The following is a 21,545-nucleotide window of genomic DNA, read 5'->3' on the forward strand; positions in this document are numbered from 1 at the left end:
CATACCCGTCGTTGTCCACCGTCGCGAAACCACTGCCGAGGCGCGTCCGGCGCGCCGATACCCTTGGCCGGTGACTCCTGAGCAGCTGTCCGCAGCGATCGTCGACGTGCTGGCGACGCTGTCCGACGAGGGTGCGCTCACCCTCCCGGACGGCGTGCCGAGTGCGGTGACGGTCGAGCGACCGCGCCAGAAGGAGCACGGCGACTACGCCACCAACGTGGCGCTGCAGCTGGCCAAGAAGGCCGGGCTCGCTCCCCGCGACCTCGCCGTCCAGATCCAGGACCGGCTGGTGAAGCTGGACGACGTCGCCGACGTCCAGATCGCTGGGCCGGGCTTCCTCAACATCACGGTCGCGGCGGAGGCCCAGGGCGTCATCGCCGAGCAGGTGGTCGCGCAGGGCGAGCGCTACGGCACGAGCGAGACCGGCGCGGGCGAGCGGGTGAACGTCGAGTTCGTCAGCGCCAACCCGACCGGCCCGGTCACGCTGGCCAGCGCCCGCTGGGCGGCGGTCGGCGACACGATCAGCCGCTTGATCGAGGCCACCGGCTCGGAGGTGGCGCGGGAGTACTACTTCAACGACCACGGCGCGCAGATCGACCGGTTCGCAAACAGCCTGCTGGCCCGCGGCAAGGGCCGCGAGGTGCCCGAGGACGGCTACCAAGGCTCCTACATCACCGACATCGCGCAGCAGGTGCTGGCCGCGCACCCCGAGGTCGCCGACCAGGACGACGAGCAGGGGCGGGAGTCGATGCGGGCCTTCGGCGTGCCGCTGATGTTCGAGGAGATCAAGCGGACCCTCGAGGAGTTCCGGGTCCCGTTCGACGTGTGGTTCCACGAGAACGACCTGCACGAGAGCGGCGCGGTGCAGCGGGCCATCGACCGGCTGACCGAGCTCGGCAACATCTACGAGAAGGACGGCGCGAAGTGGCTCGCCACCGAGAAGTTCGGTGACGACAAGGACCGCGTCATCGTGCGGTCGACCGGCCAGCCGGCCTACCTCTCGGGCGACCTCGCCTACTACCTCGACAAGCGCGACCGCGGCTTCGACCGGTGCATCATCCTGCTCGGCGCCGACCACCACGGCTACGTGCGCCGGCTGATGGCCATGTGCGCGGCGTTCGGCGACGAGCCGGGCAGGAACCTCGAGATCATCATCGGCCAGATGGTCAACCTCCTCAGCCACGGCAGCGTGGTGCGGATGGGCAAGCGCAGCGGCAACATCGTCACGCTCCTCGACCTGGTCGAGGAGATCGGCGTCGACGCCGCGCGCTACGCGCTGGTCCGCAACTCGATCGAGACCAACCTCGACATCGACATCGACCTCTGGACCAAGGCGACCAGCGACAACCCCGTCTTCTACGTCCAGTACGCCCACGCGCGGGTCAGCTCGATCCTGCGCAACGCCGCCGAGCTCGGCCTCGCGCCCGAGCCGCACGCCGAGCTGCTCACCCACGACAAGGAGGGCGACCTGCTCCGGGCGCTCGCGGACTTCCCGCGGGTCGTGCAGGCGGCCGCCGACCTGCGCGAACCGCACCGGATCGCCCGCTACCTCGAGGACACCGCCGCGGCCTACCACCGCTTCTACGACAACTGCCGGGTGCTCCCGATGGGCGACGAGGACGCGACCGACCTCAACCGGGCGCGGCTGGTGCTCGTCGACGCGACCCGCACGGTGCTCGCCAACGGCCTCGCGCTCCTCGGCGTCAGCGCGCCGGAGCGGATGTGACCCACGAGGCGGGCTGGGCGCACGCGCCCGGCGCGCTGCGCGCGCCCTCGTGGCTGCGCGAGCCGCCGGACCCCAACGCCCTGGTGGCCCCGCTCTGGTCGAGCACCGCCCACAAGCAGGACGGCGTGCTGACCGTCGGGGGCGTGCCGCTCACCGAGCTCGCCGCCGAGCACGGCTCCCCGGCGTACGTCCTCGACGAGGCCGACTTCCGGGCGCGGGCCCGCGCGTTCCGCGACGCGTTCGCCGACTACGACGTCTTCTACGCCGGGAAGGCGTTCCTCTGCACGGCGGTCGCGCAGTGGGTGGCCGAGGAGGGGCTCTGCCTCGACGTCTGCTCCGGCGGCGAGCTGACCGTCGCGAAGCGGGCCGGGTTCGACATGGCGCGCGTCGGCTTCCACGGCAACAACAAGAGCGTCGAGGAGATCGAGCGCGCGGTCGCACTCGGGGTCGGCCGGATCATCCTCGACTCCTTCCACGAGGTCGAGCGGGTCGCCGAGACCGCCGAGCGACTCGGCCGCACCCAGCGGGTGATGGTGCGCGTGACGGCGGGCGTCGAGGCGCACACCCACGAGTACATCGCCACCGCCCACGAGGACCAGAAGTTCGGCTTCTCGATCACCAACGGGGCGGCGTACGACGCCGTGCGCCGCGTGCTGGAGGCGCCGGGCCTCGAGCTGCTCGGCCTGCATTCCCACATCGGCAGCCAGATCTTCGACTCGTCCGGGTTCGAGGTGGCCGCGCGCCGCGTCCTCGCCCTCCACGCGCGGATCTCCGAGGAGCTCGCGGTGACGCTGCCCGAGATGGACCTCGGCGGCGGCTTCGGCATCGCCTACACGACCCAGGACGACCCCTCGGACCCCGCCCAGCTCGCGATCGAGATGAGCAAGATCGTCGAGCACGAGTGCCGCGCCCTCGGCATCGACGAGCCGCGCCTCTCGGTCGAGCCCGGGCGCGCCATCGTCGGCCCGGCGATGTGCACCCTCTACGAGGTCGGCACCGTCAAGGAGGTCGCCCTCGACGGCGGCGCCAGCCGCACCTACGTATCCGTCGACGGCGGCATGAGCGACAACATCCGCACCGCCCTCTACGACGCCGACTACTCCTGCACGCTCGTCAACCGCCGCTCCGACGCCACCCCGGTGCTCTCCCGCGTGGTCGGGCGGCACTGCGAGGCCGGCGACATCGTGGTGAAGGACGAGTTCCTGCCCGGCGACGTCCGCCCGGGCGACCTGATCGCCGTGCCGGGCACCGGCGCCTACTGCCGGTCGATGGCCTCCAACTACAACCACTCGCTTCGCCCGCCGGTGGTCGCGGTGCGCGACGGCAGGTCGCGGGTCGTCGTGCGCCGCGAGACGATGGACGACCTGCTGGCCACGGATGTTGGGATGGCCCCATGAGCAGACGACTGAGGGTCGCGGTGCTGGGCTGCGGCTCGGTGGGGTCGCAGGTGGTCCGGCTCCTCCAGGAGCAGGCCGGCGACCTCGCCGCGCGCGTCGGCGCACCGGTCGACCTGGTCGGGGTGGCCGTCCGCCGCCTCGACGCCCCGCGCGAGGTCGAGATCGCCGACGGGCTGCTCACCACCGACGCCGCGGCGCTCGTCGCCCGCGACGACGTCGACCTCGTCGTCGAGGTGATCGGCGGCATCGAGCCCGCCCGCACGCTGATCCTCTCCGCGCTCGAGAACGGCGCCAGCGTGGTCACCGCCAACAAGGCGCTGCTGGCCGAGGACGGCCCCACGCTCTTCGAGGCCGCCGAGAAGGCCGGGCGCGACCTCTACTACGAGGCCTCGGTGGCCGGTGCGATCCCCATCCTGCGGCCGCTGCGCGAGTCGCTGGCCGGTGACACCGTCACCCGGGTGCTCGGCATCGTCAACGGCACCACCAACTTCATCCTCGACAAGATGGACAGCTCCGGCGCCGGGTTCACCGAGGCGCTGGAGGAGGCCCAGGGGCTCGGGTACGCCGAGGCCGACCCGACCGCCGACGTCGAGGGGTTCGACGCCGCCGCCAAGGCGGCGATCCTCGCCTCGCTCGCCTTCCACTCCCGGGTCACCGCCTCCGACGTGCACCGCGAGGGCATCACCGAGGTCACCGCCGCCGACGTGCAGTCGGCCAAGGACATGGGCTCGGTGGTCAAGCTGCTCGCGATCTGCGAGCTCCGGCCCGGCAAGGACGGCGAGAGCAGCGTCGCCGTCCGCGTGCACCCAGCGATGATCCCGCGCAGCCACCCGCTGGCCTCGGTCCGCGAGGCCTTCAACGCGGTGTTCGTGGAGTCGGAGGCCGCCGGCCAGCTGATGTTCTACGGCCCCGGCGCCGGCGGCGCGCCCACCGCCAGCGCGGTGCTCGGCGACCTCGTGACGGTGGCGCGCAACGTGCTGGCCGACAAGCGGGGCGCGGGCGAGTCGGCGTACGCCGACCGCGCGGTGCTGCCGATGGGCGAGACCGTGACCCGCTACCACGTCGCGATCGACGTCGACGACAAGGCCGGCGTGCTCGCGACGGTGGCCCACGCGTTCGCCGAGCACGGCGTCTCGATCCAGACCGTGCGCCAGGAGGGCCGCGACGACGACGCCCAGCTCGTCGTGGTCTCCCACAGCGCCACCGACGCCCAGCTGGCCGCCACCGTCGAGCACCTGCGCGGTCTCGACATCGTGCGCGAGGTCACCTCGGTGATGCGCGTCGAGGGTGGCGACGAATGACCGCACCACGGCGCACCCACCAGTGGCGAGGGGTCATCGAGGAGTATCGCGACCTGCTCGAGATCCCCGAAGGCACCACCGCGGTCACGCTCCGCGAGGGCGGCACGCCGCTGGTCCACTCCGCGTGGCTCTCGGGGCTGACCCGCGCCGAGGTGTGGCTCAAGGTCGAGGGCGACAACCCCACGGGCTCGTTCAAGGACCGCGGCATGACCGCGGCGATCTCGGTCGCCGTGCACGACGGCGCCAAGGCCGTCGTGTGCGCCTCCACAGGCAATACGTCGGCCTCGATGGCCGCCTACGCCGCGAAGGCCGGGCTCACCCCGCTCGTGCTGGTGCCGGAGGGCAAGATCGCGGCCGGGAAGATGGCGCAGGCGGTGCTGCACGGCGCCCGGGTGGTCATGGTCCGTGGCAACTTCGACAACTGCCTCGAGCTGGCGAAGGCGCTGGCGTGGGAGTACCCCGTCGCGCTGGTCAACTCCGTCAACCCCGTGCGGCTCGAGGGGCAGAAGACCGCGGCGTTCGAGATCGTCGACTTCCTCGGCGACGCCCCCGACTACCACCTGCTGCCCGTCGGCAACGCCGGCAACATCGCGGCGTACTGGCTCGGCTACGGGCAGTACTTCGAGCTCGGCATGGCCACGCGCAAGCCGCGGATGCACGGCTTCCAGGCCGAGGGCGCGGCGCCGCTGGTCACGGGCGAGCCGTTCCCCGACCCCGAGACCCGGGCGACCGCGATCCGGATCGGCAACCCCGCCTCGTGGAAGCTCGCCGAGGCCGCCGCGCACGAGTCGGGAGGCCGGTTCCGCTCGCTGAGCGACGACCAGATCCTCGCCGCCCAGCGCGAGCTCGCGGCGAACGACGGGGTGTTCGTCGAGCCCGCGTCGGCCGCCGGCATCGCCGGGCTGCTCGCGGACCTCGCGCAGGGCGACTCCTACGCCGGCAGCACGGTCGTGGTCACGGTCACCGGCCACGGGCTGAAGGACACGGCGACCGCGCTCGAGGGGTTCGGCCCGCTGGTCGAGTCGGTGATCGACGCCGACGTGACCGAGGCCGCCGAGGCCGCCGGGCTGCGCTGATGGCGCGCGTCACCGTCCCGGCGACGTCGGCCAACCTGGGGCCGGGGTTCGACTCGCTCGGCCTCGCGCTCGACCTGCGCGACGAGCTCGAGGCGGAGGTCGCCGGCTCCGGGCTGGTGGTCGAGGTCTCCGGCGAGGGGGCCGCCGAGGTGCCGCGCGACGAGGGCCACCTCGTGGTGCGGGCGATGCGGGCGGCGTTCGACGTGCTCGGCGGGCAGCCGGCCGGGCTCCGACTGACCTGCCGCAACACGATCCCGCACGCGCGTGGCCTGGGCTCGTCGTCCGCGGCCATCGTCGGCGGGCTCGTGCTCGCCCGCGCGCTGGTCGACGGGGGAGGGGAGTCGCTCGACGACGCCGCGCTGCTCGAGCTCGCCGTGTCGATGGAGGGGCACCCCGACAACGTCGCCCCGGCACTGCACGGCGGCTTCGTGATCTCCGGGCGCGACGACCGGGGTGAGACCTACGCCGTGGGTGCGCCCGTCGACGCCCGGGTCGGCGCCGTGCTCCTCGTGCCGCCCGACCCGCTCTCGACCGAGGTCGCGCGCGGGCTGCTGCCCTCGACGGTGCCCCACGCGGACGCGGCGGCCGACGCCGGCCGGGCCGCGCTGCTGGTCGCCGCGCTGGCCGCCCGCCCCGACCAGCTGTGGCGGGCCACCCGCGACTACCTCCACCAGGACTACCGGCGTCCGGCGATGCCGGCCTCGCTCGAGGTCGTCGACCGGCTGCGCGCCGACGGGCTGGCCGCGGTCGTCTCCGGGGCCGGGCCGACCGTGCTCTGCCTGGTCGTCGACGGCACTGACGTCGCGGCGTACTGCCCCGACGGCTGGGCGCACCACCGGCTCGCCGTCGACACCCGGGGCGCCGTCGTGCTGCCCGTCGTTTGATACGTTGGTCGTGCGCCGGTTCTCGGCGCGGCACCGCATCTGAGGTGCCACTCCACCTCTTCCACTTCGCGCCGACCCCTGCTGTTCGCAGGTTGCGTGGCGCAGCGAAGGACAACAGTGACCGACACCCAGGACACCACCACCGACGCGCCCGTCGCCAAGGCGACGAAGAAGCGCGGCGGCCTCAACACGATGCTGCTGGCCGACCTCAAGTCGCTCGCCGGCGGCCTGGGCATCCCGGGCGCGAGCTCGATGAAGAAGGCCCAGCTGCTCGACGCCATCAAGGCCCACCAGGCCGGCCAGTCCGGCGGCGAGTCCGGAGGCCGGTCCGCTCGTCAGGACGAGCCCGCACCGGAGCGCGAGGCGCAGGAGCCCCCGCAGGAGCGTGAGCCCCGCCAGCAGGACCGCGGCTCGCGCCGCGAGCGCCAGCAGCGCGAGGAGCGCACCTCCGACGACGCCACCCCCGAGGACAAGCAGTCCGACGACGGCGCCGACGACGAGCGCTCGACCGGCGGCCAGGGCCGCCAGCAGGGCCAGCAGCGCAACCAGAACCGCCAGAACCGCCAGGGCGGCCAGGGCGGCCAGGGCGGCCAGGACAACCAGGGCGGGCAGCGCAACCAGCAGAACCAGCAGGGCAAGCAGGACCGCCAGGGCCGGCAGGACCAGCAGGACCGCCAGGACCGCCAGGAGCGCCAGAACCAGCAGGACCGGCAGGACCGCCAGAACCAGCAGGACCGCCAGAACCAGCAGGACCGGCAGAACCAGCAGGACGACCACGACGACCAGCAGGACGACGGCGACGAGGGCGGTCGCCGCAACCGGCGCCGTCGTGGTCGCGACCGCGACCGCACCCGCACGGGCGGGCGCAGCGAGCCCGACACGACGATCCTCGAGGACGACGTCCTCGTGCCCGCGGCCGGCATCCTCGACGTGCTCGACAACTACGCGTTCGTCCGCACCAGCGGCTATCTCGCCGGCGCCGACGACGTCTACCTGTCGCTCTCGATGGTCCGCAAGTACGCCCTGCGCCGCGGCGACGCGATCGTCGGCCAGGTGCGCCAGCCCCGCGAGGGCGAGCGCAAGGAGAAGTTCAACCCGATGGTGCGCATCGACAGCGTCAACGGCACCGATCCCGACGCGGCCAAGAACCGCGTCGAGTTCGGCCACCTGACGCCGGTCCACCCGCACCAGCGGCTCCGGCTCGAGACCGGCCCGGACAACGTGATCGGGCGGGTCGTCGACATCGTCACGCCGGTCGGCAAGGGCCAGCGCGGCCTGGTCGTGGCGCCGGCCCAGGCCGGCAAGACGACGCTGCTCCAGTCGGTCGCCGCCTCGGTGACCACCAACAACCCGGAGTGCCATCTGATGGTGGTCCTGGTCGACGAGCGGCCCGAGGAGGTCACCGACTTCGAGCGGTCGGTCAAGGGCGAGGTGATCGCGTCGACGTTCGACCAGGCGCCGGGCGACCACACGACGGTGGCCGAGCTCGCGGTCGAGCGCGCCAAGCGGCTGGTCGAGCTCGGCCACGACGTCGTGGTGCTGATCGACAACCTGTCGCGGCTCGGCCGGGCCTACAACGTCGCCGGGCCGGCGTCGGGCCGCACCCTGGCCAACGGCGTCGACGCCGCGGCGCTCACCGCGATCAAGCGGCTGTTCGGGGCCGCACGGAGCCTCGAGAACGGCGGCTCGCTGACGATCCTCGCCACGACGCTCTCCGACACGAGCTCTCCGGTCGACGCACTCGTCAACGAGGAGCTGACCGGCACGGAGAACCTCGTGCTGCGCCTCGACGGCGAGCTGGCCGACGCGCGGGTCTTCCCGGCGGTCGACCTGGCCCAGTCGGGCACCCGCCACGAGGCGGAGCTGGTCGGCGAGCACGAGCACGCCGTGCTGGAGAAGGTGCGCCGGGGGCTGACCGGTGACCGGGGGACCGGCGTGGCGGGGCTGCTCGACAAGCTCGGCAAGACGGGCACCAACTACGAGCTGCTGAGCGCCGCCCAGCGGTCCTAGGAACCTGCTGTCCGCGGCATTGTCCGGCAACCTCCTAGCGGCGTTCGGGCCGATTTGCCGGTTCTGCCACGCGGGGCGTCCGACTCGCAGATACTCGGGTCAGAGTCAGACACGTGCGGGGGAAGGACAGGCCAGTGGCAGTGATCGTGGTGGCCGACGATGACGTCGACATTCGTGACCTCGTGGAGTTCAAACTGGCGACCCTCGGGCACCAGATCGTGACGGTGGCCGACGGCAGCTCCGCCGTCGACGCGTGCCGGGACTCCCACCCGGACCTGGCCGTGCTCGACGTGATGATGCCCGGCCTCACCGGCCTCGAGGCGGTCCGCGAGATCCGAAACAACCCGGCCCTCAAGGACATCCCCGTGATCCTGCTGACCGCGCGCGCCCAGCAGTCCGACGTGCAGACCGGCTACGACTCCGGCGCCGACGACTACATCACCAAGCCGTTCTCGCCCAAGGACCTCGCGTCCCGGGTCGAGGCGCTGCTCGCCCGAGCTGTCTGATACCCCCGCGAGCTTCGGCCCCCAATCCGCGGCGACTGTTCGCTGCGCTCGCGGCGCCTCGCTCGCTGCACTCGCTTCGGCGCGGTCGCCACGGCTCGGAGGCCGATCGCGGGGCGCCTCGCTTCGCTCGGAACTACCGGGTCGCTGCGCTCCCACGCTCCCATTGCGGCTCACACCCGCCTGGCTCGTCCCGGCGCGATCCGCGCGGTCGGAGGCCGATCGGGGCGTGGGAATTCGCGCCGTCCGGAGCGCGTTGTCTACGCTGGACCACTGGCTCCGGTTCACGTCTCGCGTCAGAGCGAAGGCGACCCGGGGCACGAGAGAGGACACCATGAAGGCCGACATCCACCCCGACTACGTGGAGACCGAGGTCACCTGCACCTGCGGCGCCACGTTCACCACGCGCAGCACCGCCAAGAACGGCGTGATCCACGCCGACGTGTGCTCGCAGTGCCACCCGTTCTACACGGGCAAGCAGAAGATCCTCGACACCGGCGGCCGCGTGGCCCGGTTCGAGTCGCGCTACGGCAAGAAGGCGCCCGCCAAGGACGCCGCCAACGACGCCGACAAGGCCGACGCGAGCTCCTAGCTTCTCTAGAGCGCCGACCCATGCCTCCCGGGGCCTGGGTCGGCGCTTGTCGTTTCAACCAACTGACCGAATCAGCGCAATCGCGCCGGAAATGCTCTGTTTCACACGTGAAACCGGGCCGAATCGCCGCGATTGCGCCGGATCGGTCGTGGCACGACGGTCGCAGGACCGGCCCAGGCGGAGGAGGAGCGGTGTTCGAGACGGTCGACTCGATGGCGGCGGAGCACGCCGAGCTCGAGCAGCAGCTCGGCGCGCCCGAGACGCACGCCGACGCCCGGCTGGCCAAGCGGCTCAACCAGCGCTACGCCCAGCTGAGCAGGATCCTCGCCGCCAAGAAGGACTGGGACGACCTCGGCGGTGACGTCGAGGCCGCCCGCGAGCTCGCCGCCGAGGACCCGGCGTTCGCCGACGAGGTCGAGACGCTGACCGCGCGCCGCCACGCCGCCGAGGAGAAGCTGCGCCTGCTCCTCGTGCCGCGCGACCCGACCGACGACAAGGACGCCATCCTCGAGGTCAAGTCCGGCGAGGGCGGGGAGGAGTCGGCGCTGTTCGCCGGCGACCTGCTCCGCATGTACTCCCGGTACGCCGAGCAGCGCGGCTGGAAGGTGGAGATCCTCGACGCCACCGAGTCCGACCTCGGCGGCTACAAGTCGGTCACGCTCGCCGTGAAGGCCAAGGGAACGCCCGAGCCCGGCGAGGCGCCGTACGGCCTGCTGAAGTTCGAGGGCGGCGTCCACCGTGTGCAGCGGGTGCCGGTCACCGAGTCGCAGGGCCGCGTGCACACCAGTGCCGCAGGCGTGCTGGTGCTGCCGGAGGCCGAGCAGGTCGACGTCGAGATCAACGAGAACGACCTGCGCATCGACGTCTTCCGCAGCAGCGGCCCCGGCGGCCAGAGCGTCAACACGACCGACTCAGCCGTCCGGATCACCCACGTCCCGACCGGCATCGTCGTGAGCTGCCAGAACGAGAAGAGCCAGCTCCAGAACAAGGAGCAGGCGATGCGCATCCTCCGCGCCCGGCTCCTGGCCGCCGCGCAGGAGGAGGCCGCCGCCGCCGCCAGCGACGCCCGGCGCAGCCAGGTCCGCACCGTCGACCGGTCCGAGCGGATCCGCACCTACAACTTCCCGGAGAACCGCATCTCCGACCACCGCACCGGCTACAAGGCCTACAACCTCGACCAGGTGCTCGACGGCGACCTCCAGCCCGTCCTCGACTCCTGCGTCGAGATGGACCTGGCCGACCGCATCGCCGCGCTGGAGCAGTGACCCCCCGCGAGGCGGTACGCCGCGCGGCCGCGCTCCTCGCCGAGGCCGGCGTACCCAGCCCGGACCACGACGCCGCCGAGCTGCTGGCCCACGTGCTCGGCACCGACCGGTCGCGGCTGGCGCTGGCCGACGACGTCGGGCCGGCGACCAAGCAGCGGTACGACGCCCTCGTCGCCCGGCGCGCCGATCGCGAGCCGCTGCAGCACCTGACCGGCGAGGCGTGGTTCCGGCACGTCCGCCTCGAGGTCGGGCCGGGAGTGTTCACCCCGCGCCCCGAGACCGAGCTCCTCGCCGGATGGGCCGTCGAGGAGGCGAGCCGGCTCGGGGCGGGTCGCGTCGTCGACCTCTGCACCGGCTCCGGAGCCATCGCCAAGGCCCTCGCCGACGAGGTGCCCGAGGCCGAGGTCCACGCGGTCGAGCTGGACGAGGCGGCCCACGGCTACGCGCAGCGCAACCTGGCCGGCACCGGCGTCGACCTCCGCCTCGGCGACGCGTTCACGGCGTTCGACGACCTGCTCGGCAGCGTCGACGTCGTGGTCTGCAACCCGCCGTACGTCCCCCTGGACGCCTGGGAGTCGGTCGCGCCCGAGGCGCGCGACCACGACCCGCACCTCGCCCTGTTCTCCGGCGCCGACGGCCTCGACGCGATCCGCCTGCTCGCGGTCCGCGCCGCCGACCTGCTGCGGCCCAGGGGAGTGCTGGGCGTCGAGCACGCCGACGTCCAGGGCGAGGCGGTCCCGGCGGTGCTGACCGGCGCGGGCCGCTGGGCCGAGGTGCGCGACCACCGCGACCTGGCAGGCCGTCCTCGATTCACCACGGCACGGCTGGCACGATGACCCCCGTGCCAGCACAGCGCCTCCCGACCACCACGGACGAGGAGCGCGGCGCCGCCGTGGAGGCGGCCAGCCTCGCGATCCAGCGCGGCGAGCTGGTGGTGCTGCCCACCGACACGGTCTACGGCCTCGCGGCCGACGCCTTCGACAAGGACTCCGTCCAGGCCCTCCTCGACGCCAAGGGCCGTGGCCGCGACATGCCGCCGCCCGTCCTCGTCTCCGCGGCCACGACCCTCGACGCGCTCGCGGTGCGGGTGCCGACGTGGGCGCGCGCGCTGGTCGACGAGTTCTGGCCGGGCGCGCTGACGCTCGTGTGCCAGGCGCACGCCTCGCTGCAGTGGGACCTGGGCGACACCCGCGGCACCGTCGCGGTCCGGATGCCCGACCACCCCGTCGCCCTCGAGATCCTCGAGCGCACCGGCCCGCTCGCGGTGAGCTCGGCCAACCTCACCGGCCGCCCGGCCGCGACGGATGCCGACCAGGCCGTCGAGATGCTCGGCGACGAGGTCGACGTCGTGGTCGACGCCGGCACGTCGCCCGGCGGGGCCGCCTCGACGATCGTCGACGCCACGAGCACACCCGGCCGGGTCCTGCGGATGGGGGCGATCAGCCTCGAGCGGCTCAACGAGGTGCTCGCGCCGCTCGACCAGTCGCTCCCCGATCCCGACGCCCCTGCCGGTGCCGCCGAGTCCGAGACCACCGGGGACGCCGGGGCGTGAGGGAGTACATCCTCGTCTTCCTGGTGGCCGGTGCGGTCACCTACCTGCTCACGGTGATCGCCCGCGAGATCGCGCTGCGGGCCGGAGCCGTCGCGAAGGTGCGCGACCGCGACGTCCACGACGAGCCGATCCCCTACCTCGGCGGTCTGGCGATGCTCGGCGGCCTCGTCGCGGCCTACCTCGTGGCCCGCGAGCTGCCGTTCCTGTCGACCAGCTCGCCACTGGTGTTCCGCGATGCGGGCATCGTGCTCGTGGCCGGCGCGCTGATCTGCGCGGTCGGCGTGCTCGACGACCTCTTCGAGCTCGACGCGCTGACCAAGCTCGGCGGCCAGGTGCTCGCCGCGGGCTTCCTGGTGGCCTTCGGCATCCAGTTCGTCTTCTTCTCCGACGCGCAGGGCGACCAGTACCCCCTCGACCCGGCGCAGGGCGCGCTGCTCACCGGCCTGCTCGTGGTCGCGACGATCAACGCCGTCAACATGGTCGACGGTCTCGACGGGCTGGCCGCCGGCGTGGTCGGCGTCGGGGCGCTGGCGTTCTTCACCTTCGCCTACAGCCTGACCAGGCTCAACGGCACCGACCGCGCCAACACCGCGGCGTTCCTCAGCATCGCGCTCGCCGGTGTCTGCATCGGCTTCCTGGTGCACAACTTCCACCCAGCCCGGCTGTTCATGGGCGACAGCGGCTCCATGCTGATCGGCCTGGTGCTCTCGGCCAGCGCGGTGACGCTGTCGGGCCAGTTCACCCCCGACCAGCTCAGCCGCGGCGCCGATGGCTCGAGCGCCAGCCTGCTGCCGACCCTGCTGCCGGTCCTGCTCCCCATCTCGCTGCTGGTCGTGCCGATGGCCGACCTGCTCCTGGCCGTCGTACGCCGCACCCGCGCCGGCCGGTCACCGCTGGCCGCCGACAAGCAGCACCTGCACCACCGTCTCCTCGAGATCGGGCACAGCCAGCGGCGGGCGGTGTTCATCATGTGGCTGTGGGCCGCGCTCGTCGCCTTCGGCACCGTGCTGGCCAGCCTCTACAGCGGCTGGTGGGTGGTCGGGACCGTCGGCGCGATGACGCTCACGACCGTCGTGCTGACCTTCCTCCTGCCCCGGCTGCACCGCCCCCGTTTGCCTGGGCGAGAAGTTGGCTGAGAAGGTGGGGACCTACCCCGGGTTCAAGCGCTCCCGGACTTTGTGCTAGTTTTCACAAGCACTCAGGTTGCACTCAGATTCACCCCCGACCAGGACGGCCGCCGACGATGACGACTGCCCCGCTTCCCCGCATCCGGGGACGGGCGCGCCGTGTTAGGTTCGCTCGATGCCAGAGCCGTCCGACGCCGGTCTGCGGGGTCGTGACCTCATCGGGCTCGGAGGCCTCCTCGCGGGCGCCGTCGTCGCGGGCACGCTGCTCGGCCTGCTGCTCGACCGGGCGCTCGACAGCGAGCCGGTCTTCACGATCGCCGGCGTCTTCGCCGGCATCCTCGCCGGTGGCGTGGGCTTCTGGGCCCGCGTCCGCAGCGCCCTCAAGTAGCCGCCGCCCCGGCCGAGAGGTGGCCGCCCGTGCCTGATCCCGTCGTCACCCCCGCCGGCACCCCCGCCGGCGTCGTTCCCCAGCAGCGCGCCGGCCTCGGACAGGTGCTCCGCGACCAGCGCAAGGCCATCATCGTCGGCCTGGTCCTCGCCGTGGCCTCGTTCTGGATCCTCGGCCAGCTCGGCGAGTGGCGCCTGGCGATCTCGCTGTCGGTCGGCGTCGCCCTCGGCCTGCTCAACCACTTGGTCACCGAGCGCTGGCTCCTCGGCCTGCTCACCGCCGGCCGCGAGCCGACCCGGGCGGTCATGATCCGCTCGACCATGGTCCGTCTCCTCGCCCTGACCGCCGTGGCAGTCACCGTGGCCGTGGTCTTCTGGCCCGACGGCATCGGGGTACTACTGGGGCTGGCCGTCTTCCGCCTCATCGCCCTGGCGATGACCACGATCCCCCTCCTCAAGGAGCTGAAGAGCCAATGACGCTGCGCAACATCCGCCTCGGTGCCCTCGTCGTGGCCATCGGGTCGCTCGCGGTCGGCATCGTCATGACCCTCACCGAGGACCACCACGAGAAGGCGGAGATCACGATCGGCGAGCACACCACCCGCACCGCGGGTGGGCTCACCTTCAACATCGACACGATCATCTCGACCCTGGTCGCGGGTGCGCTCGTGCTGCTGCTCGGCTTCCTTGCCCGGCGCGCGCTGACAAAGGACGCCGACGACCACGTCCCGACCAAGCTCCAGCTCATCTGGGAGGCGATCGTCGGCCAGGTCAACAAGCAGGTCGAGGACAACCTCGGCAAGGTGCACCCCTACGCCGCGCCGCTGGCGATCTCGCTGTTCTTCTTCATCCTGTTCTGCAACTGGCTCGAGATCCTGCCGACCGAGCTCAACCACGACACCCACCTGTTGCCCGCGCCGACGGCCGACACCAACCTCACCTACGCGCTGGCCCTGGTGACGATCGTGAGCGTCTGGGTCTACGGCATCCGGACGAAGGGCGCCAAGGGCTACTTCAAGCACTTCTTCGAGCCGTTCCCGGTGATGTTCCCGCTCAACCTGCTCGAGGAGCTCATCAAGCCGGTCACGCTGGCCCTGCGACTCTTCGGCAACATCTTCGCCGGCGGCATCATGCTGGCGCTGATCACGCTGATGCCGATCTACATCCTGTGGGCGCCCAACCTGCTCTGGAAGGGCTTCGACGCGGCGATCGGCGTCATCCAGGCATTCATCTTCGCGCTGCTCACCGTGCTCTACTTCGCCATGGCCGGTGCCGGTCACGGCGACGACCACGGCGGGCACGGCGACGAGGTCGCGGACCTCGACGACCACGTGGGCGACGACGAGGCCGCTTCCGCGGAGCGGACCCCCGTACCGGCGAGCTGACCGACCGGTCGCTCGTCTTCAGAGGTAATCCCGAGGCGCTGATGCAGCGCCGCAATACAAGGAGAAAAGTCAAATGGCAGCAGAAGGATCTGTCGAGCTGGCCGGTGCCTTCATCGGTGGTGGCATCGCCCTCGCCGGTGGCGCCATCGGAGCCGGTGTCGGTGACGGTCTGGCCGGTTCGTCCTACATCGAGGGCGTGGCCCGTCAGCCCGAGGCCCAGGGTCGACTCCAGACCATCTTCTTCCTGACCGTGGGTCTGGTCGAGGCGATGTTCTTCATCAACCTCGCGTTCATGGCCCTGTTCGTCTTCGTCCTCGGCGCCTGATCGTGGCCCTCCCGGCAATCCTCACGCAGCTCACGCTGGCGGCCGAAGAGGGGGAGAAGGAGACCAGCAACTTCCTCATCCCCAACGGCACGTTCTTCGTCGAGCTCGGTGCGTTCGCGCTGCTGTTCTACCTGCTCGCGCGCTACGTCATCCCGCCGATCAACAAGGCGATGGAGGCTCGTCAGGACGCCATCCGCGCGGAGTTCGAAGAGGTCGAGGCGGCCAAGCAGCAGGCGTCCTCCGCCGAGGAGGAGTACAAGACCCAGCTCGCTGACGCCCGCAAGGAGGCCAACCGTCTCCGAGAGGGGGCCCGCGAGGAGGGTGCCCAGATCGTCGCGGAGCTGCGTGAGCAGGGTGAGGCCGAGAAGGCACGCATCGTCGAGTCCGCACACGCTCAGATCGCCGCCGAGCGGCAGCAGGCGCTCGCCTCGCTGCGCGCGGAGGTCGGCAGTCTGGCCACGACGCTGGCCGGCCGGATCGTCGGCGAGAGCCTCGAGGACGACGAGCGCAGCGCCCGTGTGGTCGACCGGTTCCTGTCCGACCTCGAGTCCTTCGAGGTGGCCAAGGCACAGGACGGGGTCGGCTGATGCTCAGGGGAGCCTCCGCCGAAGCGCGCAAGGACCTGATCCAGCGGATGGGTGACTCCGGTGCGCTCGACGAGACGGCCGTGCTCGGTGCGCAGCTGCTGGCGGTCGCCGCGGTGCTCAGGGCCCAGCCCGCCCTCCGGCGTATCTGCACCGATGCCTCGCTCGAGGCCGAGGCCAAGGTGGGACTCGCGAACGACGTGTTCTCCAGCAAGCTGGACGACCGTGCGCTCGACGTCGCGCGCACCGCGGTGCAGGAGCGCTGGACCAGTCCGGCCGATCTGGCCGACGTGCTCGAAGAGCTCGGCATCCAGGCCCTGGTCCGCTCGGCGGGAGCCGCGGCCCCGCAGGTCACTGATGAGCTGTTCTCCATCGCACAGATGGTCGTCGCCAACCCTGAGCTGCGCGAGGCGCTGAGCGACCGATCCCGTAGCGACGACGACAAGTGCGCGCTCCTCGACGCGATGTTGGACGGCAAGGTCCTGCCGGCCACGCTCGAGCTGGTGCACCTGGCCGAGCACAGTCAACTGCCCATCGGTCGCGCGCTCGAGGTGATCGAGCAGGTCGCCGCCGGCACGCAGGAGGAGCTGCTGGCCGTCGTGCACACCGCCAAGCCGCTCGGGAAGGCCGAGGTCGACCGGCTCAGCGGGGCGCTCAGCAAGACCTACGCCGCGACCGTCCACCTGCACGTCATCGAGGACTCCTCGCTCATCGGCGGCCTGCGCGTCGAGATCGGCGACGACGTCATCGACGGCTCCGTGGCCGGCCGCATGGCCGATGCCCGCCGCCGGCTCGCCGGCTGAGCACTACTGACCACCGAACACACAGGACTCAACCCACTCAAGGGGACAAGGAACATGACCGATCTGTCCATCCGCCCGGAGGAGATCCGGGACGCGCTCCAGAAGTACGTCGACGACTACAAGCCGTCCGCGGCCGCCAAGGAGGAGGTTGGCACCGTCGCGACCGCCGGCGACGGCATCGCCCGCGTTGCCGGCCTGCCGTCGGCGATGGCGAACGAGCTGCTGGAGTTCGAGGACGGGACGCTCGGCCTCGCGCTGAACCTCGACACCCGCGAGATCGGCGTCGTCATCCTCGGCGACTTCGAGGGCATCGAGGAGGGCCAGAGCGTCCGCCGCACCGGCGAGATCCTCTCGGTCCCCGTGGGCGACGCGTTCATGGGCCGCGTGATCGACCCGCTCGGCACCCCGATCGACGGCCTCGGTGAGATCGAGGCGGAGGAGCGCCGCGCGCTCGAGCTCCAGGCGCCGGGCGTGATGGCGCGCCAGTCGGTCGGCGAGCCGCTCGCCACCGGCATCAAGGCGATCGACTCCATGACCCCGATCGGCCGCGGCCAGCGCCAGCTGATCATCGGCGACCGCTCGACGGGCAAGACGACGATCGCGATCGACACGATCATCAACCAGAAGGCGAACTGGGAGTCCGGCGACCCGAGCAAGCAGGTGCGCTGCATCTACGTCGCGATCGGCCAGAAGGGCTCGACGATCGCCGCCGTCCGCGGCGCCCTCGAGGAGGCCGGCGCGCTGGAGTACACCACCATCGTCGCCTCACCGGCCTCCGACAGCGCCGGCTTCAAGTACCTCGCCCCCTACACCGGCTCGGCCATCGGCCAGCACTGGATGTACGACGGCAAGCACGTCCTGATCATCTTCGACGACCTCACCAAGCAGGCCGAGGCCTACCGCGCGGTGTCGCTGCTGCTGCGCCGCCCGCCGGGCCGCGAGGCCTACCCGGGCGACGTGTTCTACCTGCACAGCCGCCTGCTCGAGCGTTGCGCGAAGCTCTCCGACGCCCTGGGCGCGGGCTCGATGACCGGCCTGCCGATCATCGAGACGAAGGCCAACGACGTCTCGGCGTACATCCCGACCAACGTCATCTCGATCACCGACGGGCAGATCTTCCTGCAGTCCGACCTGTTCGCCGCCAACCAGCGGCCGGCCATCGACGTCGGCATCTCGGTCTCGCGCGTCGGTGGCGCCGCGATGACCAAGGCGATGAAGACCGTCACGGGCTCGCTCAAGGTCGACCTCGCGCAGTTCCGCGCGATGGAGGCCTTCGCGATGTTCGCCTCCGACCTCGACGCGGCGTCGCGGCAGCAGCTCGACCGCGGCCAGCGGCTGATGGCGCTGCTCAAGCAGCCGGCCTACTCGCCCTACCCGGTCGACGAGATGACCGTGTCGCTCTGGCTCGGCACCTCCGGGCGCCTCGACAAGGTCCCGGTGGAGGACGTCGCGCGCTTCGAGAGCGAGTTCCTCGACTACCTGCGCCGCTCGCACGAGTCGGTCCTCGCCGGCATCCGCGACTCGCTGCAGTTCACCGACGACACCGAGTCGGCGGTGGCCGAGGCCTACGACACCTTCGTGGAGCAGTTCGAGACGTCCGAGGGCGGCTCGATCCACGTCGGCGACCAGGTCAAGGAAGAGGCGATGGAGGACGACGAGCTCGAGCAGGAGCAGATCGTCAAGCAGAAGCGCGGCTGAGGACCAGGACGAGGGGAAGGAGCGAGCATGGCTGTATCGCTGCGTGAGTACCGCGCGCGGATCAAGTCGACGGAGTCGATGAAGAAGATCACGCGCGCCATGGAGCTCATCGCTGCGTCGCGCATCATCAAGGCGCAGCAGCGGGCCCAGGCGGCCGCTCCCTACGCCCGCGAGCTGACCCGTGCCGTGTCCGCGGTGGCGACGTACTCCAACGTCGACCACCCGCTCACCAAGGAGGAGGAGAACCCCACCCGGGCCGCCGTGCTGGTCATCACCAGCGACCGCGGCCTGGCCGGCGCCTACTCCTCGAGCGTGCTCAAGGAGGCCGAGCGCCTCGCCGAGCGGCTCCGCGCCGAGGGCAAGGAGATCGACCTCTACATCAGCGGGCGCAAGGGCGAGGCCTACTACCGGTTCCGGCAGCGGCCGATCGTCCAGTCCTGGACCGGCTTCAGCGACCAGCCGTCCTACGACGTGGCGGCCGAGGTCGGCCGCACCCTGATCGACAGCTTCGTGAAGGACCCCGGCGAGGAGGGCGACGTCGACGAGGTCCACGTCGTCTACACCCGCTTCCGCTCGATGCTCACCCAGGAGCCCACCGCGATCCGGCTGCTGCCGCTCGAGGTGGTCGAGGCCGACGACGCTCCTCAGGGTGAGGGGCACAGCGACCGGACGGGCGACGGCGAGGTGCTTCCCCTCTACGAGTTCGAGCCCTCGCCGGAGGCGGTCCTCGACGCGCTGCTCCCGCAGTACGTCCAGAGCCGGATCTTCTACGCCCTGCTCCAGGCCGCGGCCTCCGAGCTCGCGGCCCGGCAGAAGGCCATGAAGTCGGCGACCGACAACGCGGACGAGCTCATCAAGAAGTACACCCGGGTGGCGAACCAGGCCCGTCAGGCCGGCATCACCCAGGAGATCAGCGAGATCGTCGGCGGCGTGAACGCGCTCGCCGACGCCCAGACCGAGGCCTGAGACACCGAGCCAGACCAGTGATCGAGGAGATGAAATGACCGCAACGGTCGAGGAGACCAAGGAGACCGGCCCGGGCGCCACGGGCAGGGTCGCGCGGGTGATCGGGCCCGTCGTCGACATCGAGTACCCCATCGACTCGATGCCCGAGATCTACAACAAGCTCGAGTGCGAGCTCGCGCTCGCCGGCGAGACGCGGACGCTCTCCCTCGAGGTGGCCCAGCACATCGGCGACGGCATGGTGCGCGCCATCTCGCTGCAGCCGACCGACGGCCTGGTCCGCGGCGCGCAGGTGCTCGACACCGGAGGCCCGATCACGGTGCCCGTCGGCGACGCCACGCTCGGCAAGGTCTTCAACATGCTCGGCGAGCCCCTCAACCTCGAGGTGGGCGAGGAGCTCGACGTCAAGGAGCGGTGGAGCATCCACCGCAAGGCGCCGGCCTTCGACCAGCTCGAGTCCAAGACCCAGATGTTCGAGACCGGCATCAAGGTCATCGACCTGCTCACGCCGTACGTCCTCGGCGGCAAGATCGGCCTGTTCGGCGGCGCCGGCGTCGGCAAGACCGTGCTCATTCAGGAGATGATCGCGCGCGTCGCGAAGGACCACGGCGGCGTGTCGGTGTTCGCCGGTGTCGGCGAGCGCACCCGCGAGGGCAACGACCTCATCACCGAGATGGAGGAGGCCGGCGTCATCGGCCAGACCGCCCTCGTCTTCGGCCAGATGGACGAGCCGCCGGGCACCCGCCTGCGGGTGGCGCTGTCGGCGCTGACGATGGCGGAGTACTTCCGCGACGTCCAGAACCAGGACGTGCTGCTCTTCATCGACAACATCTTCCGGTTCACCCAGGCCGGCTCCGAGGTCTCCACCCTGCTCGGCCGCATGCCGTCCGCGGTGGGCTACCAGCCCAACCTCGCCGACGAGATGGGCACGCTCCAGGAGCGGATCACCTCGACGCGCGGTCACTCGATCACCTCGATGCAGGCGATCTACGTGCCGGCCGACGACTACACCGACCCGGCGCCCGCCACGACGTTCGCGCACCTCGACGCCACCACTGAGCTGTCCCGCGAGATCGCCTCGCTCGGCATCTACCCGGCGGTCGACCCGCTGACCTCGACGTCGCGGATCCTCTCGGCCGAGTACATCGGCCAGGCGCACTACGACTGCGCGATCCGGATCAAGCAGATCCTCCAGCGCAACAAGGAGCTCCAGGACATCATCGCGATCCTCGGTGTCGACGAGCTCTCCGAGGAGGACAAGATCATCGTGTCGCGGGCGCGCCGCATCCAGCGGTTCCTCTCGCAGAACACCTACGTCGCCAAGCAGTTCACCGGCATCGAGGGCTCGACGGTCCCGGTCTCGGAGACCATCGAGGCGTTCAACAAGATCGCCGACGGCGACTACGACCACGTGGCGGAGCAGGCGTTCTTCATGTGCGGCGGTCTCGACGACGTCGAGCGCAAGTGGGACGAGATCCAGAAGAGCCTGTGAACCGACGAGGACTGACGGACGGGTTGAACTGACATGGCTGACGCACTCACGGTGGAGCTCGTCGCGGCCGACCGCACGGTCTGGTCGGGCGAGGCCACGTTCGTCATCGCGCGGACCGTGGAGGGCGACATCGGCGTCCTGCGCGGTCACGCGCCCGTCCTCTCGCTCCTGACCGAGGCGATCGTCGAGATCACCGCCGAGGACGGCCACACCGTCTTCGCGGTGGCCGACGGCGGCTTCCTCTCGGTGGCCAACGACCGGGTCTCGATCCTGTCCGAGCGCGCCGAGCTCGCCACCGAGGTCGATGTCGAGGAGGCGCGCGCGCTGCTCGAGGACGCCCGGTCGGGTCACTGGACCGACGGCTCCGAGGCGGAGCGCCGGATCCGGATGGCCGAGGCCCGCCTGCGGGTCGTCGAGCGCGACTCGAGCGCGAGCTCGGCGTCATGACCCACCCCACTGGGCACTAGCGCCCCTC

At 71.3% G+C, this 21,545-nt stretch carries 22 protein-coding genes; all 22 read left to right on the top strand.

What is annotated here, in order from left to right; genetic code table 11:
- Positions 1-70 precede the first annotated feature (70 nt).
- The 22 genes from argS (at position 71) to G514_RS0105845 (ending at position 21,517) form a co-directional block, all read left to right on the top strand.
- Complete coding sequence (argS, locus tag G514_RS0105740) at positions 71-1,726, top strand: arginine--tRNA ligase (protein ID WP_028650971.1); 1,656 nt, start codon at positions 71-73, stop codon at positions 1,724-1,726.
- Complete coding sequence (gene lysA, locus G514_RS0105745; protein ID WP_028650972.1) at positions 1,723-3,123, top strand: diaminopimelate decarboxylase; 1,401 nt, start codon at positions 1,723-1,725, stop codon at positions 3,121-3,123. Before argS ends, lysA begins: the two co-directional genes overlap by 4 nt.
- Positions 3,120-4,424 carry a homoserine dehydrogenase gene (locus G514_RS0105750; RefSeq protein WP_028650973.1) on the top strand — a complete coding sequence of 435 codons (1,305 nt, stop codon included), beginning with the start codon at positions 3,120-3,122 and terminating at the stop codon, positions 4,422-4,424. Before lysA ends, G514_RS0105750 begins: the two co-directional genes overlap by 4 nt.
- The gene (thrC, locus tag G514_RS0105755; RefSeq protein ID WP_028650974.1) at positions 4,421-5,500 is read left to right on the top strand and encodes a threonine synthase; all 1,080 of its coding nucleotides are present in this window, start codon (positions 4,421-4,423) and stop codon (positions 5,498-5,500) included. Before G514_RS0105750 ends, thrC begins: the two co-directional genes overlap by 4 nt.
- Positions 5,500-6,384, top strand: a complete 885-nt coding sequence (gene thrB / locus G514_RS0105760; protein WP_036563761.1) for a homoserine kinase — start codon at positions 5,500-5,502, stop codon at positions 6,382-6,384. Before thrC ends, thrB begins: the two co-directional genes overlap by 1 nt.
- Positions 6,385-6,501: 117 nt before the next feature.
- Positions 6,502-8,394, top strand: a complete 1,893-nt coding sequence (gene rho, locus G514_RS0105765; RefSeq protein WP_028650975.1) for a transcription termination factor Rho — start codon at positions 6,502-6,504, stop codon at positions 8,392-8,394.
- Positions 8,395-8,528: 134 nt separating this feature from the next.
- Complete coding sequence (locus tag G514_RS0105770) at positions 8,529-8,900, top strand: response regulator transcription factor (protein ID WP_028650976.1); 372 nt, start codon at positions 8,529-8,531, stop codon at positions 8,898-8,900.
- A 331-nt stretch (positions 8,901-9,231) separates the two neighbouring features.
- The gene (gene rpmE, locus G514_RS25145) at positions 9,232-9,489 is read left to right on the top strand and encodes a 50S ribosomal protein L31 (protein ID WP_051246910.1); all 258 of its coding nucleotides are present in this window, start codon (positions 9,232-9,234) and stop codon (positions 9,487-9,489) included.
- 191 nt (positions 9,490-9,680) lie between these two features.
- Positions 9,681-10,754, top strand: a complete 1,074-nt coding sequence (prfA, locus tag G514_RS0105780; RefSeq protein WP_028650977.1) for a peptide chain release factor 1 — start codon at positions 9,681-9,683, stop codon at positions 10,752-10,754.
- Entirely contained in the window at positions 10,751-11,590 is an 840-nt protein-coding gene (prmC, locus tag G514_RS0105785) for a peptide chain release factor N(5)-glutamine methyltransferase (RefSeq protein WP_028650978.1), read from the top strand. Before prfA ends, prmC begins: the two co-directional genes overlap by 4 nt.
- Before the next feature lie 5 nt (positions 11,591-11,595).
- Positions 11,596-12,306, top strand: coding sequence for an L-threonylcarbamoyladenylate synthase (locus G514_RS0105790; RefSeq protein ID WP_245582112.1), 711 nt, complete (start codon positions 11,596-11,598; stop codon positions 12,304-12,306).
- Positions 12,303-13,442, top strand: a complete 1,140-nt coding sequence (locus G514_RS0105795; RefSeq protein ID WP_028650980.1) for an MraY family glycosyltransferase — start codon at positions 12,303-12,305, stop codon at positions 13,440-13,442. Before G514_RS0105790 ends, G514_RS0105795 begins: the two co-directional genes overlap by 4 nt.
- A 166-nt stretch (positions 13,443-13,608) precedes the next feature.
- Positions 13,609-13,821, top strand: a complete 213-nt coding sequence (locus G514_RS0105800) for an AtpZ/AtpI family protein (protein WP_028650981.1) — start codon at positions 13,609-13,611, stop codon at positions 13,819-13,821.
- Between the two features lie 29 nt (positions 13,822-13,850).
- Positions 13,851-14,297, top strand: coding sequence for an ATP synthase subunit I (locus G514_RS0105805; RefSeq protein WP_028650982.1), 447 nt, complete (start codon positions 13,851-13,853; stop codon positions 14,295-14,297).
- Positions 14,294-15,205, top strand: coding sequence for a F0F1 ATP synthase subunit A (atpB, locus tag G514_RS25150; protein ID WP_211222051.1), 912 nt, complete (start codon positions 14,294-14,296; stop codon positions 15,203-15,205). Before G514_RS0105805 ends, atpB begins: the two co-directional genes overlap by 4 nt.
- Before the next feature lie 73 nt (positions 15,206-15,278).
- Positions 15,279-15,530, top strand: a complete 252-nt coding sequence (locus G514_RS0105815) for a F0F1 ATP synthase subunit C (RefSeq protein WP_028650983.1) — start codon at positions 15,279-15,281, stop codon at positions 15,528-15,530.
- A 35-nt stretch (positions 15,531-15,565) separates the two neighbouring features.
- Positions 15,566-16,117, top strand: coding sequence for a F0F1 ATP synthase subunit B (locus G514_RS25155; protein ID WP_084151825.1), 552 nt, complete (start codon positions 15,566-15,568; stop codon positions 16,115-16,117).
- Entirely contained in the window at positions 16,117-16,917 is an 801-nt protein-coding gene (locus G514_RS0105825) for a F0F1 ATP synthase subunit delta (RefSeq protein WP_036563763.1), read from the top strand. Before G514_RS25155 ends, G514_RS0105825 begins: the two co-directional genes overlap by 1 nt.
- A gap of 54 nt (positions 16,918-16,971) precedes the next feature.
- Positions 16,972-18,615 (top strand): F0F1 ATP synthase subunit alpha, encoded by a 1,644-nt coding sequence (gene atpA / locus G514_RS0105830; protein ID WP_028650985.1) that lies wholly within the window; start codon positions 16,972-16,974, stop codon positions 18,613-18,615.
- A gap of 27 nt (positions 18,616-18,642) precedes the next feature.
- The gene (locus G514_RS0105835) at positions 18,643-19,581 is read left to right on the top strand and encodes a F0F1 ATP synthase subunit gamma (RefSeq protein ID WP_028650986.1); all 939 of its coding nucleotides are present in this window, start codon (positions 18,643-18,645) and stop codon (positions 19,579-19,581) included.
- 34 nt (positions 19,582-19,615) lie between these two features.
- Positions 19,616-21,070 (top strand): F0F1 ATP synthase subunit beta, encoded by a 1,455-nt coding sequence (gene atpD / locus G514_RS0105840; RefSeq protein ID WP_028650987.1) that lies wholly within the window; start codon positions 19,616-19,618, stop codon positions 21,068-21,070.
- Positions 21,071-21,103: 33 nt separating this feature from the next.
- Entirely contained in the window at positions 21,104-21,517 is a 414-nt protein-coding gene (locus tag G514_RS0105845) for a F0F1 ATP synthase subunit epsilon (protein WP_028650988.1), read from the top strand.
- The last annotated feature ends 28 nt before the right edge of the window (positions 21,518-21,545 follow it).

Origin of the sequence: Nocardioides halotolerans DSM 19273 (genome assembly GCF_000422805.1) — a bacterium.
In the GTDB taxonomy this organism is placed as follows: Bacteria; Actinomycetota; Actinomycetes; order Propionibacteriales; family Nocardioidaceae; genus Nocardioides; species Nocardioides halotolerans.